The 13,787-nt window shown below is 54.5% G+C and carries 9 protein-coding genes and 4 pseudogenes; 9 read left to right on the forward strand and 4 right to left on the reverse strand.

Translation table 11 applies throughout. From position 1 onward, the window contains the following. Positions 1-31 precede the first annotated feature (31 nt). Positions 32-370 (reverse strand): IS66 family insertion sequence element accessory protein TnpB, encoded by a 339-nt coding sequence (gene tnpB, locus REH34_RS01210; protein WP_311970460.1) that lies wholly within the window; start codon positions 368-370, stop codon positions 32-34. Next, positions 370-675 carry an IS66 family insertion sequence element accessory protein TnpA gene (tnpA, locus tag REH34_RS01215; RefSeq protein WP_311970461.1) on the reverse strand — a complete coding sequence of 102 codons (306 nt, stop codon included), beginning with the start codon at positions 673-675 and terminating at the stop codon, positions 370-372. The genes tnpB and tnpA overlap by 1 nt, the downstream gene beginning before the upstream one ends. Before the next feature lie 556 nt (positions 676-1,231). On the opposite strand from tnpA, the pseudogene REH34_RS30050 reads away from it, so the two are divergent. The 6 genes and pseudogenes from REH34_RS30050 to REH34_RS01235 form a co-directional block, all read left to right on the forward strand. Next, positions 1,232-1,741: pseudogene (locus tag REH34_RS30050) on the forward strand (MCP four helix bundle domain-containing protein); the annotation flags it as partial. 612 nt (positions 1,742-2,353) lie between these two features. Beyond that, positions 2,354-2,872, forward strand: a pseudogene (locus tag REH34_RS30055) (methyl-accepting chemotaxis protein); the annotation flags it as partial. Positions 2,873-3,279: 407 nt separating this feature from the next. Next, positions 3,280-4,737 carry a diguanylate cyclase gene (locus tag REH34_RS01225; protein WP_311970463.1) on the forward strand — a complete coding sequence of 486 codons (1,458 nt, stop codon included), beginning with the start codon at positions 3,280-3,282 and terminating at the stop codon, positions 4,735-4,737. A 131-nt stretch (positions 4,738-4,868) separates the two neighbouring features. After that, a pseudogene (locus REH34_RS30060) lies at positions 4,869-5,606 on the forward strand (PAS domain-containing protein); the annotation flags it as partial. A gap of 159 nt (positions 5,607-5,765) precedes the next feature. Beyond that, positions 5,766-6,185: pseudogene (locus REH34_RS30065) on the forward strand (methyl-accepting chemotaxis protein); the annotation flags it as partial. A 123-nt stretch (positions 6,186-6,308) separates the two neighbouring features. Beyond that, positions 6,309-8,123 carry a sensor domain-containing phosphodiesterase gene (locus REH34_RS01235; RefSeq protein ID WP_311970465.1) on the forward strand — a complete coding sequence of 605 codons (1,815 nt, stop codon included), beginning with the start codon at positions 6,309-6,311 and terminating at the stop codon, positions 8,121-8,123. A gap of 526 nt (positions 8,124-8,649) precedes the next feature. Here the strand turns inward: REH34_RS01235 and REH34_RS01240 are convergent. Both REH34_RS01240 and REH34_RS01245 read right to left on the reverse strand, forming a co-directional pair. Then, entirely contained in the window at positions 8,650-9,609 is a 960-nt protein-coding gene (locus REH34_RS01240) for a PDR/VanB family oxidoreductase (RefSeq protein WP_154951044.1), read from the reverse strand. A 10-nt stretch (positions 9,610-9,619) separates the two neighbouring features. Continuing rightward, positions 9,620-10,651: an aromatic ring-hydroxylating dioxygenase subunit alpha gene (locus REH34_RS01245; RefSeq protein ID WP_154951041.1), complete on the reverse strand. Its 1,032-nt coding sequence runs from the start codon at positions 10,649-10,651 to the stop codon at positions 9,620-9,622. A 76-nt stretch (positions 10,652-10,727) separates the two neighbouring features. On the opposite strand from REH34_RS01245, the gene REH34_RS01250 reads away from it, so the two are divergent. From REH34_RS01250 to REH34_RS01260, 3 genes are all read left to right on the forward strand, one after another. Continuing rightward, complete coding sequence (locus REH34_RS01250) at positions 10,728-11,708, forward strand: LysR family transcriptional regulator (protein ID WP_240055811.1); 981 nt, start codon at positions 10,728-10,730, stop codon at positions 11,706-11,708. 253 nt (positions 11,709-11,961) lie between these two features. Further along, positions 11,962-12,939 (forward strand): IS5-like element IS52 family transposase, encoded by a 978-nt coding sequence (locus tag REH34_RS01255; protein ID WP_095178734.1) that lies wholly within the window; start codon positions 11,962-11,964, stop codon positions 12,937-12,939. Positions 12,940-13,105: 166 nt separating this feature from the next. After that, positions 13,106-13,765 (forward strand): M24 family metallopeptidase, encoded by a 660-nt coding sequence (locus tag REH34_RS01260; RefSeq protein WP_122708955.1) that lies wholly within the window; start codon positions 13,106-13,108, stop codon positions 13,763-13,765. Positions 13,766-13,787: the final 22 nt, after the last annotated feature.

The following is a 13,787-nucleotide window of genomic DNA, read 5'->3' on the forward strand; positions in this document are numbered from 1 at the left end:
TTATCTGCGAACGATAGAAACGAAAGTTTTTCTACACTTTCCAGTCACTCATTGGGCGAGCTTCCAGGCGTTGCCAGTCAACGCCAGTGATCAGCCACTGCCATTGCGCCTGGGTCAGTGTGAAGACCGTTTCGCCGGGGGCAGGCCATACAAACGCGCCTTCATGCAGCCGGCGCTGGCTGAGCCAGACACCGGTACCATCCCATTGAAGAAGTTTGAGGCGGTTGCCTCGGCGATTACGAAAAGCATAAGCGGTGCCGTCGCACGGCGATCTTCCCAGCGCGTGTTGGACGCGCGACGAAAGACCATCGATGCCAAGGCGCATGTCCATTGGTTCAAGAATCAGCCAGACCTGTGCAGGCAATAGCATCAGCGCATCTCCTGAAGCAGATGGGCCAGCCACGCCGGATCTATAGTGCACGGCAATAACAGCTCCCAGCCGCCGGGGTGCCTTAGTTTCAGCTCGCCTATCGGGGCAACTTCACGTACGGCGATGGGCACCATCGTCAAAGTCTCGCTTTCCGGCTCGCGACTTCGAAACCAGTAGCCGAATGATTTGGTGTTGATCTGATGCTGCAAGCAGTAGGCAACTTGGGTCATACCGCTGTGGCGCCATGCTTGAACATGTTCAGCCCAGAATGCGCGGCGTGCGGTGAGTCCGGCGGGTGGTTTCATGGGTGCTCCTTCGTGGAAGGGCACAGCGTGGCGAGGGGCGGATGGGAATCATAGGTGGTTGGGCTGGACGCTTACAGTTGAGCTTCGTCAGTTGTACGTAAGGCTAAAAATCCTGAAACGCGAGCAGAGCAGTGATGGTGTTCTTCATATCGTCCTCGGATAGCACTGACGTGGAACCAGCGCCCTGGTACTGCCAAAGCCCGCGAGTGGGCGGACTTGTGGGTGCAGCAACTTTTCCGTGGTGATTGCGAGGGCTCACTTGAGCTCGTAGTTACGCTTCAGTTCGACGATGCGGGTGCGCTTAGCTGGTGGGCCTTGGCGGTGCCATGATCGGCTTCAACAGCACCGTATCCGGACTGCTACAGTCTCCGGAAGGGGCTTAAAGGTCGTGGACGTTTGGCCGATATAACATAAAGACCTAGATACCAAGAAATGGCATATAGCCATTATACCTTGGCGACTAACCTCACCGCTGCTTGAACTAGGTCTCCAACGTGATTTCTGCATTCGACCACCACTTTGCCCACTACCAGTATGGGCATATTGCGAGCTTCCGATGAAAACTCCGCTTTCGCTAGCCACGCGCATTGGCCTTAGCTTTACTATGATTCTGGCACTGCTCGTGGTCATAACCGCCATCGGTATCCAGCGCGTTTCTTTTATCGACTCCACGCTAAGCGACGTGAGCCAAAATGCGGCAAAGGTCCAACGTTACGCCATCAATTTTCGGGGCAGCGTGCATAACCGTGCGATTGCGATCCGCGATGCCGTACTGGTCACTAATGAGGTTGCCCTAACGAAGCATCTGGCCGAGGTGAAAGCCTTGGAGGTTGCCTACACCGACTCGGCGGCCCCAATGGACCAACTGTTCAAGAGCTCAAGCATGACGACGTCGGAGCAACAGCTGTTGAGCGCTATAAAGGTCATTGAGCAAAAAACTCTCAAATCCACCCAAGCCTTGATTGCACTGCGCGTATCGGGTGACATTCCGGGTGCCCAAGCTTTTCTATTGCAAGAAACATCCGAGGATTACACTGAGTGGCTTAAACGGGTCAATTCCCTAATCGACTACGAGGAGGCGTCTATCAACGGTAAGCTCGGAGCGGTTCAGGCCACCGCGAGCCAATTCAGCACCTTGATGATCGTCGCGACCGGCATCGCGCTGTTGCTTAGTATCGTTCTATCGGTCGTGATTATTCGCTTCGTTAAATCCACTCTCGGTGGGGAGCCTACCGAGGTGGCATTGGCCATCGAGCGGTTGGCGGCGGGCGATCTTAACCAATCCATTACCACGGCTTACCCTAACAGCGTTATGGGCGTGTTGAAAAACGCACTGATCCATTTGGCAGAGACAATACAGCAGGTTCGAATGGCAGCGCAGGAGGTCAACCACTCTTCAGTCCAATTGTCCGTAACCTCATCCGCCAATAATGACCACATCGGCCTGCAAACGCGCGAAGCGGAGCAAGTGGCTGCGGCTATTACTCAAATGGCTGCCACTGTGAACGAGGTGTCCGGCTACGCCGCGCAAGCGGCAGAGGCCTCACTCCAGGCTGATATCGAGGTGGAGAGGGGTAACCAATTGGTTGCCAGCACTACGCTATCAATAGAGAAGCTGGCTGTGGCTTTGCAGCAAACCACGGACACCGTTGACCAAGTGTCCAAGCATGGTGAACAAATCGAGTCGGTAATAGGCGTCATCAACTCCATTGCCACCCAAACGAACCTACTAGCCTTGAACGCCGCCATTGAAGCGGCCAGGGCAGGCGAACATGGACGCGGATTCGCAGTCGTAGCCGATGAAGTGCGTTCATTGGCAAACCGTACTCAAGAGTCGACTGAAGAAATTCGAGAGATGATCAGCACGCTTCAATCCGGGACCGATACCGCCGCGCAAACTATGCGCAGCAGTTGCGACCTCGTCACTGAGACCGTAGTCAAAACACGGAATGCCCAAAATGCTTTGGCCAAGATCAGAGAACAGGTAGGGGCTATCAACCATATGAATGCTCAAATCGCTAGCGCTTCGGTGCAACAGACCACTGTTGCTGATGACGTGGCTCAAAATATTAATCGAATTCACGAATCAACAGTACAGTCAGCCACTGGGTCGCGGCAAGTGGCAGCGGCAAGTACAGAGCTATCGCAGTTAGCCAATCGCCTTACCGAAAAGGTGGCTTTTTTTGGGGCTGCCTAGCTAAATGCACCAGGGACACGACGCCCTTTTTCCTTGAACAGGCCACCACTGCTCTATTCAACCCGCTGGGTGATACGGTTCGCCGTCTTTGGTCAGGGTAATGAACGCCGGCGCATGAGAATAGTTGATGATGTCCCACACAAAAAATTCCGGCCCGCCACACCCATAATTTGAGAGTCATCGATCACGCGGCTACGTGCAGCCTCATCAGCCGCGATGACCTCAAAACTGTACCTAGTTGAGTTGATGGTCACATCGTACGGTCCTGCTTGCCGCCGGTATTTTTTATCTGAATCAATCCTTTTTTGGATCAGAACTCATCGAGACCTTGTATTTACGGTAGCTACATTGGGGTACGGGTACGAAAACTGCATTAGTCATCCAACCGCCAAATTGATGACGACTTTATGAAGCCCCTCTACCTTATGTCAACGAGGCTCGCCCCGTCAGTGCTTACAAGGACAGTGATTGGCTTCATTGCCCTGGTCTGCCTATCGTTGATTCTGGCAACCACATGGCAGATGAACCAGTCCAGGCGTGAACGGGTCGCTACTGCTAAGATTTCAGTATCCAATATCGTTCGAGCTGCTGAACAGCAAGCTCAGGACACTGTACGCCAAGCAGATAATACGCTGCGTGATCTCGTCGAGCGCGTGGAACATGATGGCGTAGCGGGTGATCAGCAAGTTCGATTGGCGAAGCTGATGGCTCAAGACCTATTGAACGTAGAGGGCATTCAGGGGCTTTTCATCTACGATGCTCAAGGCAACTGGGTCGCGAATTCCTTTTCTGAAGGCATACAGTCGAAAAACAACAGTGACCGCGCGTACTTCCTCTATCACCGCGACAATGCTGATGAAGCCATTCACATCGGATCCATTGTGGAAAGCCGTAGTACAGGAGATATGGTCATCCCGATCAGCCGGCGTATCAATGCTCCTGATGGCACGTTCGCGGGCGTGGCTTTGGCGACGGTGCCTGTTGCCTATTTTCAAGCATTCTTCGAACGCATGGATGTGGATGACAAGGGCGTTATTTTCCTCGCCCTGAACAACGGTGACCTGCTGGCTAGACGGCCTACCCTTAGCGCACTGACGACAACGAATGTGGCCAAAGGCGATATTTTCACCCGCTATCTTCCACACGGCGATAGCGGCACCGCCGTGATCAAATCGGTGGTAGACGGGGTGGAACGCATTTACGCGTATCGCCGGGTATCCGGACTGCCCATAGTCGCGGCTGCTGGTGTGTCCTGCCAGCCTGTCTTCGCACCTTGGTGGGCCTACGCCTATCGATCCATGGCTCTAATCGGCATGATCATCCTGGCCCTGGCTTCGCTGGGCGCTCTGTTGTATCGGCAAATCCAGCAGTTGATCACTGCGGAAGCTGGACTCAATACTGCAAGAAACGAGCTGGAGGTCATCGCCCAGACTGATAGCTTGACGCATCTAGCCAACCGACGCTGCTTCGATACCGCTTTTGAAAAGGAGTGGGGGCGGGCTAGCCGAAATAACTCAGTCATCGCAATCATCTTGTTGGACATTGACTGGTTCAAGCAATACAACGTGTTGCCTGAAACGGATCTGGCCGGCGCTTTGAGCGTCGCCGAAAAAGTCAGGTTGTCTATTGTAAATGCACTCATAGACCACTCGGCAAGCCCGGTGGGCAATGTGACCATCAGTTCGGGCGTTGTGGCGATTAGCGCGCCTATCAAGGATGGCCGTAGCTACGCCTTAGCAGAGGCAGATCGACTTCTTTACTGCGCTAAATCCGACGGACGCAACCGAGTAGAGGGTCGACTGATTCAAGGTTTGGATGGGGTCGGGCAAGCTGCCATCGCTTCACACCTGATCCCTGTTGCTTGAAAGTAAAGGAATTATGCATGCAGAGGCGGGTATTTCTAGCATCGCCCTTTGTGAAGCCTCCAACGACGAGTCATGCCTCAAGCTGTCGGTTTCCAAGCCGATAGCTTGTCAATCTCCTCGTGGACACTATGATGTTCAACACTCGACTGAAAGAAAAAGTTCGGCATTTAGAGCAACGGCTCGCAGTGTTGGAGCATGTCAAGGAAACCCTTGATCGGGAGACCGTTGCAGTCACATTGGATGCAAAAGGCGTTGTTCTACAGGCGAATGCCTTGTTCGAAACGGAGCTGGGGTTTACCCAAGCGCAGTTGAATGGACGCCTATTGCGCGACTTGAGTCCTCCAGAGCTTGCTAACGATGTCCATCAGCGGCGGGCTCTCGCCGCCATCGCCAATGGCAAGCATTTTAGCGGCTCCCTGCGGCTGCGTAGTCGCGAAGGCCTCGACGTTTGGCTGAGAACGATGGTAATGCCGTTCTCGGATGAAAAAGGGCAGCTAGAAGGTATCGCCATCTACTCCAGCGTCCTGACGCGAACCATCGAGGCGTCACGCGAAAATGAAGCACTGGTAGGCGCCTTGATGCGCTCCACTGCCGTGATTGAGTTTTCACTGGAGGGAATGGTGCAAACCGCTAACCAACATTTCCTTGATGGCATGGGTTATACGCTCGCAAAAATTCAAGGCAAGCATCACCAGATGTTTTGCCTGGCAGGCTACGCTCAGTCGGCCGAGTATGAGGACTTCTGGGAAACTCTGCGACGCGGCACCTATGTAGCTGGCCGATTTTGCCGAATAGACAACCATGGGCGGGAAGTCTGGTTGGAAGCTTCCTATAACCCTGTCTTGGACGCCAATGGCAAGCTATACAAGATCGTTAAGCTTGCTACGATCGTTAGCGACCAGGTTAAACGCGAGAACGCAGTGGCTGAAGCCGCTGATATGGCCCATGACACATCAGTTCGCACAGGTATCAGTGCGCGGCAGGGCCTCGAGGTGATCCAAAATACCGTAAGTGTTTTGAATCAGCTGTCGGGTTTGATGGAGGATGCAACACACGGCATTCAAGCATTGGACGCTCAAAGCCAGGTGATCGGGACCATCGTCAAAACCATTAGTGGCATCGCAGACCAGACCAACCTCCTAGCCCTGAATGCCGCCATCGAAGCGGCACGTGCCGGGGAGCTAGGTCGAGGATTCGCCGTGGTGGCCGATGAGGTTAGACAGCTGGCCTCACGCACCTCTAAAGCAACTGCTGAAATTGTAGACGTGGTCAACAAGAACCAGAGCTTGGCATCCAGCGCGGTGAGCGTTATTGGGCACAGTAAACAGCAGGCAGAGACCGCGTTATCCCTGGCCAGCGATGCTGACGGGGTAATCAAAGAGATACAGCGAGGTGCTAATAGCGTAGTAGCTGCAGTAGAACAATTTTCTCGACAGGCTACCGACTGATCATTCACACAGGGCGTCCAGACAATCTGTGATGCCCGAAGGCTCACGGTGACCTATCTTTAATTTGCTTTCCACTGCGCGCAAGGCTCCCCTCGTGGCGAACAACTCGCTGGGTGAAGATCAGTGATTACACATTTTGCCGCCCCCTACCCTGACAACGAGATACCCCGTGCCCAGCGGGTAACTGAGCTGTGCTACCTCGACACGGTCCAAGACGAAGTACTGGACCGTATCGTGGCCTTGGCCGCCGAAAGCTTCGGCGTACCGATATCGCTGATTTCCATACTCGAAGAACAGCAACAATGGTTCCTGGCCAAGGTGGGCATTGCTGTTTCCTCGACCCCTCGAGATATTTCATTCTGCGGCCACACCATATTGGTCGATGAGTTTCTTGAGGTACCGAACGCTCTCCTTGACCCTAGGTTCAGGCATAACGTGCTGGTGACGGGCGAGCCGGAGATCAGATATTACGCGGGAGTGCCATTACGCACCCCCGATGGTCTTGCACTTGGGAGCCTGTGCATCATCGACAGGCAACCGCGCGACCCCATGTCTGCCAGACAACGGGCGACCTTGCATCAACTGGGCGAATTGGTGGTCTACAGGCTGCATGAACTGCGCACTACATCGTTTATTGATCGGCCCACCGGCCTGATGAACAGAGTTCGCCTGGAAGACGACATCCATAGGCACTTAAGCGCAGGTGAAGAGCCCCTGCTGATTGCAGTGGATTTCCTCTCGCCGCTATTTCTGAACGATATCGTGAAGGCGCTGGGTTATTCGTTTCCTCAACATCTGGTCAAAGAAATAGGCCGCCGCCTGAGCGCGTTGATCGGTCAGGATTGCGTACTGTACAGAATCGGCTTGACGCGATTCGCGTTCATCAAATCACGCGAAGAGTGCCTATCGACTTTGTTCTCCATGTTATCGGCGGCCTTTGCGATGCCGGTCATACACAACGGCATACCGATCCGAACTCAGATGGGCATGGGCGCATTGCAACTAGATACGATCAGCCTCAATGAGCGCGACTGGGTCCGGCTGGCGGTGAGCGCAGCCGACAACGCCCGAGACCTCGGTATCGGTTGGTCCATGTATCAGGGTGAACTCGATGTTGCCCAGCAAAGGGCATTCAGGCTGCTAAGTTCTCTGTCCTCTGCGCTAGAGGACCGGGAGCAACTGAATCTAGTCTTCCAGCCCAGGATCAACTTCGAGACGGGTACATGCTGCGCCGTAGAGGCATTATTGCGCTGGACGCACCCGACCCTGGGGCCGATCGGGCCTGCCGAGTTTGTGCCCCTGGCGGAAAAAACCGAGCTTATACGGCTCTTGAGCCTCTGGGTCGTCGAGGCCGCAATCAAACAAGCCAAGCAGTGGCGGGAAAACGGCTATCACTTCAAGGTGGCTATCAATATCAGCCCCAGCGATCTTGAGGGCCCGGCTTTTACCGACAAGCTGTTCGAATTCCTTGAACGCTTCCAACTGGAAGGTTCGGCATTGGAAATCGAATTTACCGAAGGTGCGCTGATCAAGAACCTCGCCGAGGTCCGGCTCCAACTGGAGCGCTTGCGCGCATTAGGTATCGATATCTCAATCGACGATTTCGGCACCGGTTACAGCAACTGGACCTATTTAAAGGAGCTGCCTGCCACTGCGGTAAAACTAGACAGATCCTTGATAAAGGACATTCAGAGCCAAGAGAAAGATCGGCGACTGGTGACTACACTCATCGATTTGGCTCAACGCCTGGGTTACAAAGTGGTGGTCGAGGGAATCGAAAATCAGGCGAACTTCGACACCGTTAAAGCGTGGGGTTGCAGTGAAGGCCAAGGTTTCTTCATAGCGCATCCCCTGACCGGCCAAGAGCTGATGCAATGGCTGGCGCAAGATGGCGCAGCGCAGCGCTTTGCGCTCAGCCAAGATATTGAAGATCTATGATCAATATCTGTCGCTCAGGCAACGTTGTGCCGGTTAATAGTTTTCGTGTCGACCTTGGCGAACAGGATCGCCCAGCAGGTCAGACCTCCTCGACGCGCTCCTGTATGGTAAGCGGATGGCGACCACACCTAACCTTTTGCGTAATTGCATGACTTGACCAGTCGTTTGCATTCGACTTAACCAGCAATGAATCGGAACTACGGCGCAGGTTTACTCTCTGGATACTTGCCCATATTAGATGGTGGGTCGAATCGATATCCTCCGCTCCCGACACATTCAGGCTAGTGGAGGGCTCGCCCGCTAGTGCCCTGGTCGCTAGGAACGACGCGCAGCACAGAGACAACGCACACATGAAATGAATTTTCCGCAACCGTTCCTTGTCAACGATCTGATCTGGTTGTCACCGCAGGAACCCGCAAGGCACGATGAGGCAACCTGCTACAACGAGCTGTACCGACTTACGCAGGTCACTCCCAACACTACAAAGACATTCGTCAAACCCACGTCCGGATAGCTAATGAAAAAGCTACAAATCCAGCACCAAGCGATCTGAGCGGCTTCTCGAACAACAAAGCGTCATCCGGTTGTTCAACGCATGTTCCTCATCAGTCATCACCATGTCTAGGTGTTCGGGCTCCCCAGAAAGTACGCCAGTCAGGCATGCGCCGCACATCCCCTGCTCGCAGGAAACTGGCACATCCACACCTGCATCGAGCAATACGCGGGCGATGGATTGTTCACCATGTACCGTGTACACGGCACCGGTCGACTTCAGTTCGATTTCAAATGTGTCGGCCCCCACGTCAGCTATTACAGCGGTGGGTGAAAATGCCTCCTTGATAATGCGCTCAGGGGCCCATCCAGACAGCTTCGCACTTTGTTCCACATGCACCATGAACTCAGCGGGGCCACAGAGATATACGAGTTGCTCAGCGCTAGGACGTTGCAGATCCTCTGGTAGATATTGTCGTGGACTACGTCCGGCATAGCTTTGATGAAGATGCACTTGTGACGTACCCAGATAGCTTGCCAGCCTCTCGCCGAATGCCACATCCGCCAAGGTGCGTGTGTAGTAATGCAGTGAAAAGGACAGCTGCTTTCGGTCTAGCTCTGCCGCCATCGAAATTAACGGCGTAATACCAATTCCTGCCGCGATTAATATGTAGTGCCGGGCTGGTTGCAACGCGAACAGATTGCGCGGTAGGGATATTTCAAGCTCGTCCCCCACCGCCAGATGCTCATGTACGAATCGCGAGCCACCACGCGATGCCGAATCAAGTTTTACGCAAAGCTCGTAGTGATCGTCCATGAACGGGGCACTGGCGATTGAGTATTGCCGAATCAATCCGTTGGCCAGGAAGACATCGACATGCGCACCGGCTTCGAAGCCGGGCAGTGTCTGGCCGTAGATCGGCTCCAGACGAATACTGATGTTTGAAGCGCCTTGCGCCGCCATTTCAGTCACTTTGACCTTCAATCGTGTCATGGCCTATTCCTCAGCTCAAAAAGAACTGGCTAAGACCCTGACTGCGTAGCCCTCTGCGGTAGGCAATCGAACTCATGTCGGCGGGTATGTGAACCTCCAGCGCAGGATCCAGCGGAAGGCGTTCGGGTTTTTGCGATTCGACAATCAGCCGGTCTTCTTCGAACACCCGCAAGTTGAAGGCGTGCGTATCCTCCACAGGCAGATCTTTGTCAAAATTACGGGCAATAGGCGCAAACATCCGTGTGACCTTTGCCGAGACTGGAGACGCAGCATTCATGATAACCAGGCGCCCGTCATCCGGAAAATGCACCGTCAGCGTGGCTGTAAACGGTAGATGAACTTCGAAATGTCGCAACCAGTTAAAACCGTCAGGTGCTCTGCCATCGACCCCAATGGGGTAGTTGCCCACGGTGCTGCGATAATGGGTTTCAAAGCCTTTTGGCGTTTCGACTGGACGGTATGGCGTGATTTCCGTGTTGTTAGGATCACCAAACGTCTCGGTGTGAACGAAGCCAAAATGCGCGACATCCAGGAATCCTTCTACCTGGCGTCCGGCAAACGCCTGGATGTCGATGCTTGGGCATACGATTTGTTGAAACTCGGGCTCATCCCAATGTGGCATTTTCGGGATATCTACGGTGTCTTCTTGTGGATCGAGACACGTCCAGACTAGACCATAGCGTTCAACTGCCGGGTAGGTAAAAAGCTGCATGCGAGAGGGGATAGCAGCGCTGGGACTGGCAGGGACTTTGTTGCATCGACCGCCATGACCGAAGCGCAAGCCGTGGTAAGCACAGACCACGCCCTGGCCATCGCTTTTGCCCATGCTCAGCGGCACGCCACGATGCGGGCAAACGTCTCGTGCCACCACCAGATCATCGTCGATTCGGTAGATCACCAACGGCTCGTCCAGCAGCATGGCCTTGATTGGCTCTGCTTGCACGGCAAGGCTTTGCGCGATGGGATACCAGTGTGCCGCCAGAATGCGCCAGTCGCTTTCGATGAAGGTGCAATTGAGTGGGAGTGTGCGGTCTTTGATCATATCGAAGAGTCTCATCAGCTGTGGGGTACGGCCCGATTCCAAGCGCTCTCAGGCGCATTTGCGATGGACTTTAGAATTGTGGCGTGATGAACTCAAACACCGTTTTTTCATCATCGCGTTGCAAAAAAGGCAACACATGTTCCCGTTCTCACGTTTCACCCGGTATTTCGTGGAAGTCGCCAACCACCGCAGCATCCGCCGCGCGGCGGAGGTTCTGCACGTGTCTGCATCGGCCATCGACAGACAGATCCTGAAGGCTGAAGAAGAACTCGGCGTCCCGTTATTCGAGCGGCTGCCAAGCGGGTTGAGACTAACCTCGGCAGGCGAGCTGTTGTTGACCAATGCACGCCGCTGGCAGAAGGACTATGCCCGCACAAGGGAGCAGATCGACGAAATGCAGGGTTTGCGAAGAGGTCATGTAGACATTGGGCTAATCGATGCGCTCAGTGAGGGCATCGTTGTCGAAGCGGTGGCCGCGTTGATGAAGGAATATCCCGGCCTGACCTTCGGGATGAAAGTGGCGGATAACCAGAAAGTCGCGCAAATGATCGCGGCAGCTGAGGTCGATTTCGGCTTTGTACTGGATGCAGTGGCCAGCGCAGATCTAAGCATAAGCGCCAGCACGGAGATCAAAATGGGCATCGCTATGCCGATCTCCCATTCGCTGGCCCGTAAGTCGAGCGTTCGACTCAGTGAAACCCAGAACGAGACCGTCATTTTCCCAGCCGAGCCTTTAGTCGTGCACAAACACGTACGCGCGTTGCACAACCAATTGCAACTCGATGTCAGGCAGCGAGTGGCCTGCAATGACTTGCGCATGATGCGTTCGCTTATCCGTCAAGGGGTGGGGATTGGTATTCTTTCATGGCTCGATGTCGCCAGTGAGGTAGCGGAAAACACTATCGCTTTCGTGCCGCTTACCGGGATACACGTCAGCCATCCGGTGTTGTCAGTCTGCGTTGCGTCCCATCGCCAGCTTTCCAGAGCCGCGCTTTTAGCGCTGGGTGACTTGACGGAGCGAATGACAGCGTTGAGCAATCTTCAGTCGACACGTTGATCACTTGATCGGCATAGGCGCAATGCGTTGAATTCCTAGACGCCTTGGTCGATGGCTGCGCTTGCACCGATCAGATCCACCAAGGCGTTTCCATTTCGTACAGGCCTGCTGCTTTCTGTTACCGCGCGTATCGCTATATAGTTATCAATATAACGATAGACTTAGGGAGCCGCTGCAAAAATAGCCAACAGCCCGTAGCCTTGGCACACTGAGCACCTTCAACCACCCCCCTCTCCGTGAGCCTGTTACGCGCGTGCAGAAGACCTTCTCCGAACTCGAATACACCGGCAAGAAAAAGCAGACTCGTCGCGACCGCTTCTTGGCTGACCTTGAACAGCTGGTGCCCTGGGCACAACTTGAGGCGCAAGTGGCTCCATTCTATAGCGACACCACAGGCAAGCGCGGGCGCCCGGCGATCGGGTTGTCGCGCATGCTGCGCATGTATGTCGTGCAGCAGTGTTTTGGTTTCTCCGATGAAGGTACCGAAGATGCCGTCTACGACAGCCAGGCCATTCGTGGTTTTATCGGCATCGACCTGGGCCGTGAGTCGGCACCGGATGCCACCACCCTACTGCGATTTCGTCGCTTGCTGGAAACCCATCAGCTGACACGAGTGCTGTTTGAAACGATTAACCAGCATCTGGCCAGCCGAGGTCTGCTGCTCAAGGAAGGCACTATCGTCGACGCTACCCTGATCGCCGCGCCGCCCTCGGTCAAGAATCGAGAAGGCAAGCGTGATCCCGAGATGCATCAGGCTAAAAAAGGTAATCAGTGGCACTTTGGGATGAAGGCCCACATTGGTGTCGACGCCACGTCGGGGCTGGTGCACAGCGTAATAGGTACGGCTGCTAACGTGGCGGATGTCACCCAGGTTGATCAGTTGCTGCACGGTGACGAAACCTATGTTTCGGGTGACGCTGGATACACCGGTGCGGCCAAGCGACCGGAGCATGCTGAACGGGACGTTATCTGGTCGATTGCAGCACGGCCAAGCAGTTACAAGCAGCACGGCGAAGGCAGCGTGCTCTATCGGGTCAAGCGCAAAATTGAATATGCCAAGGCGCAACTGCGTGCCAAGGTCGAGCACCCCTTCCAGGTAATCAAGGTGCGCTTCAATCATCGCAAGGTTCGCTACCGTGGGCTGGAAAAGAATACGGCGCAGTTGTTCAGTTTGTTTGGGTTGGCCAATCTGATGCTGGCCAAGCGGTATTTGCAACGGGCGGCGGGATAAATCCGTCTGAAAGACGGGACTGGCCCGTAGATCAGCAAAATGAGGGGAGAAACCTGCCCCGGAAACGTAAAACAAGGTTGGCAGGTTGAAAAAAACGACTTGGAAACGGGGGCGGTGCGAACGGGGTTAATTGTTCAGCGTCTCCTTAGATCCAAGGAGAAACTCGTTGAACGCACAACCCAAAGAGGCCGTCGGCACGACCTACAGCATCGACTCCATGCGTCACGCTCAATCAATGACATGGCGTGCGATCCGATTGCTATCGCAACAGATTCAGCCTGGCATGCTGGAATCCGAGGCCAGAGAGCTTGGAAAGCAGGTGCTGGCGGGGCTGGAGATGCAACGAATCTGGCATCCATTGCTGATCCGCTTTGGCGCTAACACGCTGAAGACTTTCAAAGAGCGGTCTGAGGGTGACCCGGTACTCGGCGAAGACGATATTTTTTTCATCGACATGGGTGCTGTGTGGCAGGGCCACGAAGGGGATGCGGGCGAGACCTTCGTCACGGGCGCAGATCCGGATATGAAGGCATGTGCGATTGCAGCCAAGACTCTGTTTGAGCGGGTTCAAGCACTCTGGAAAAATGAACGCGTTGCCGGGCTTGAGCTGTATCGCTACGCCGAAGATCAGGCCAACGCCATGGGCTGGCGGTTGAACCTCAATATCAAAGGCCATCGGGTAAGCGATTTTCCGCACGCAGTTCACCGTGGCGGTGACCTTGGAGACTTCGAGCAGTGTCCGAATGCCGGGCTGTGGATTCTGGAGATCCAGATCGCCCATCCAAGTAAGCCTTACGGCGCGTTCTATGAAGATTTACTGGCTTGAACATCTAAACCTTACTGAAGAG

The organism is Pseudomonas baltica (assembly GCF_031880315.1).
In the GTDB taxonomy this organism is placed as follows: domain Bacteria; phylum Pseudomonadota; class Gammaproteobacteria; order Pseudomonadales; family Pseudomonadaceae; genus Aquipseudomonas.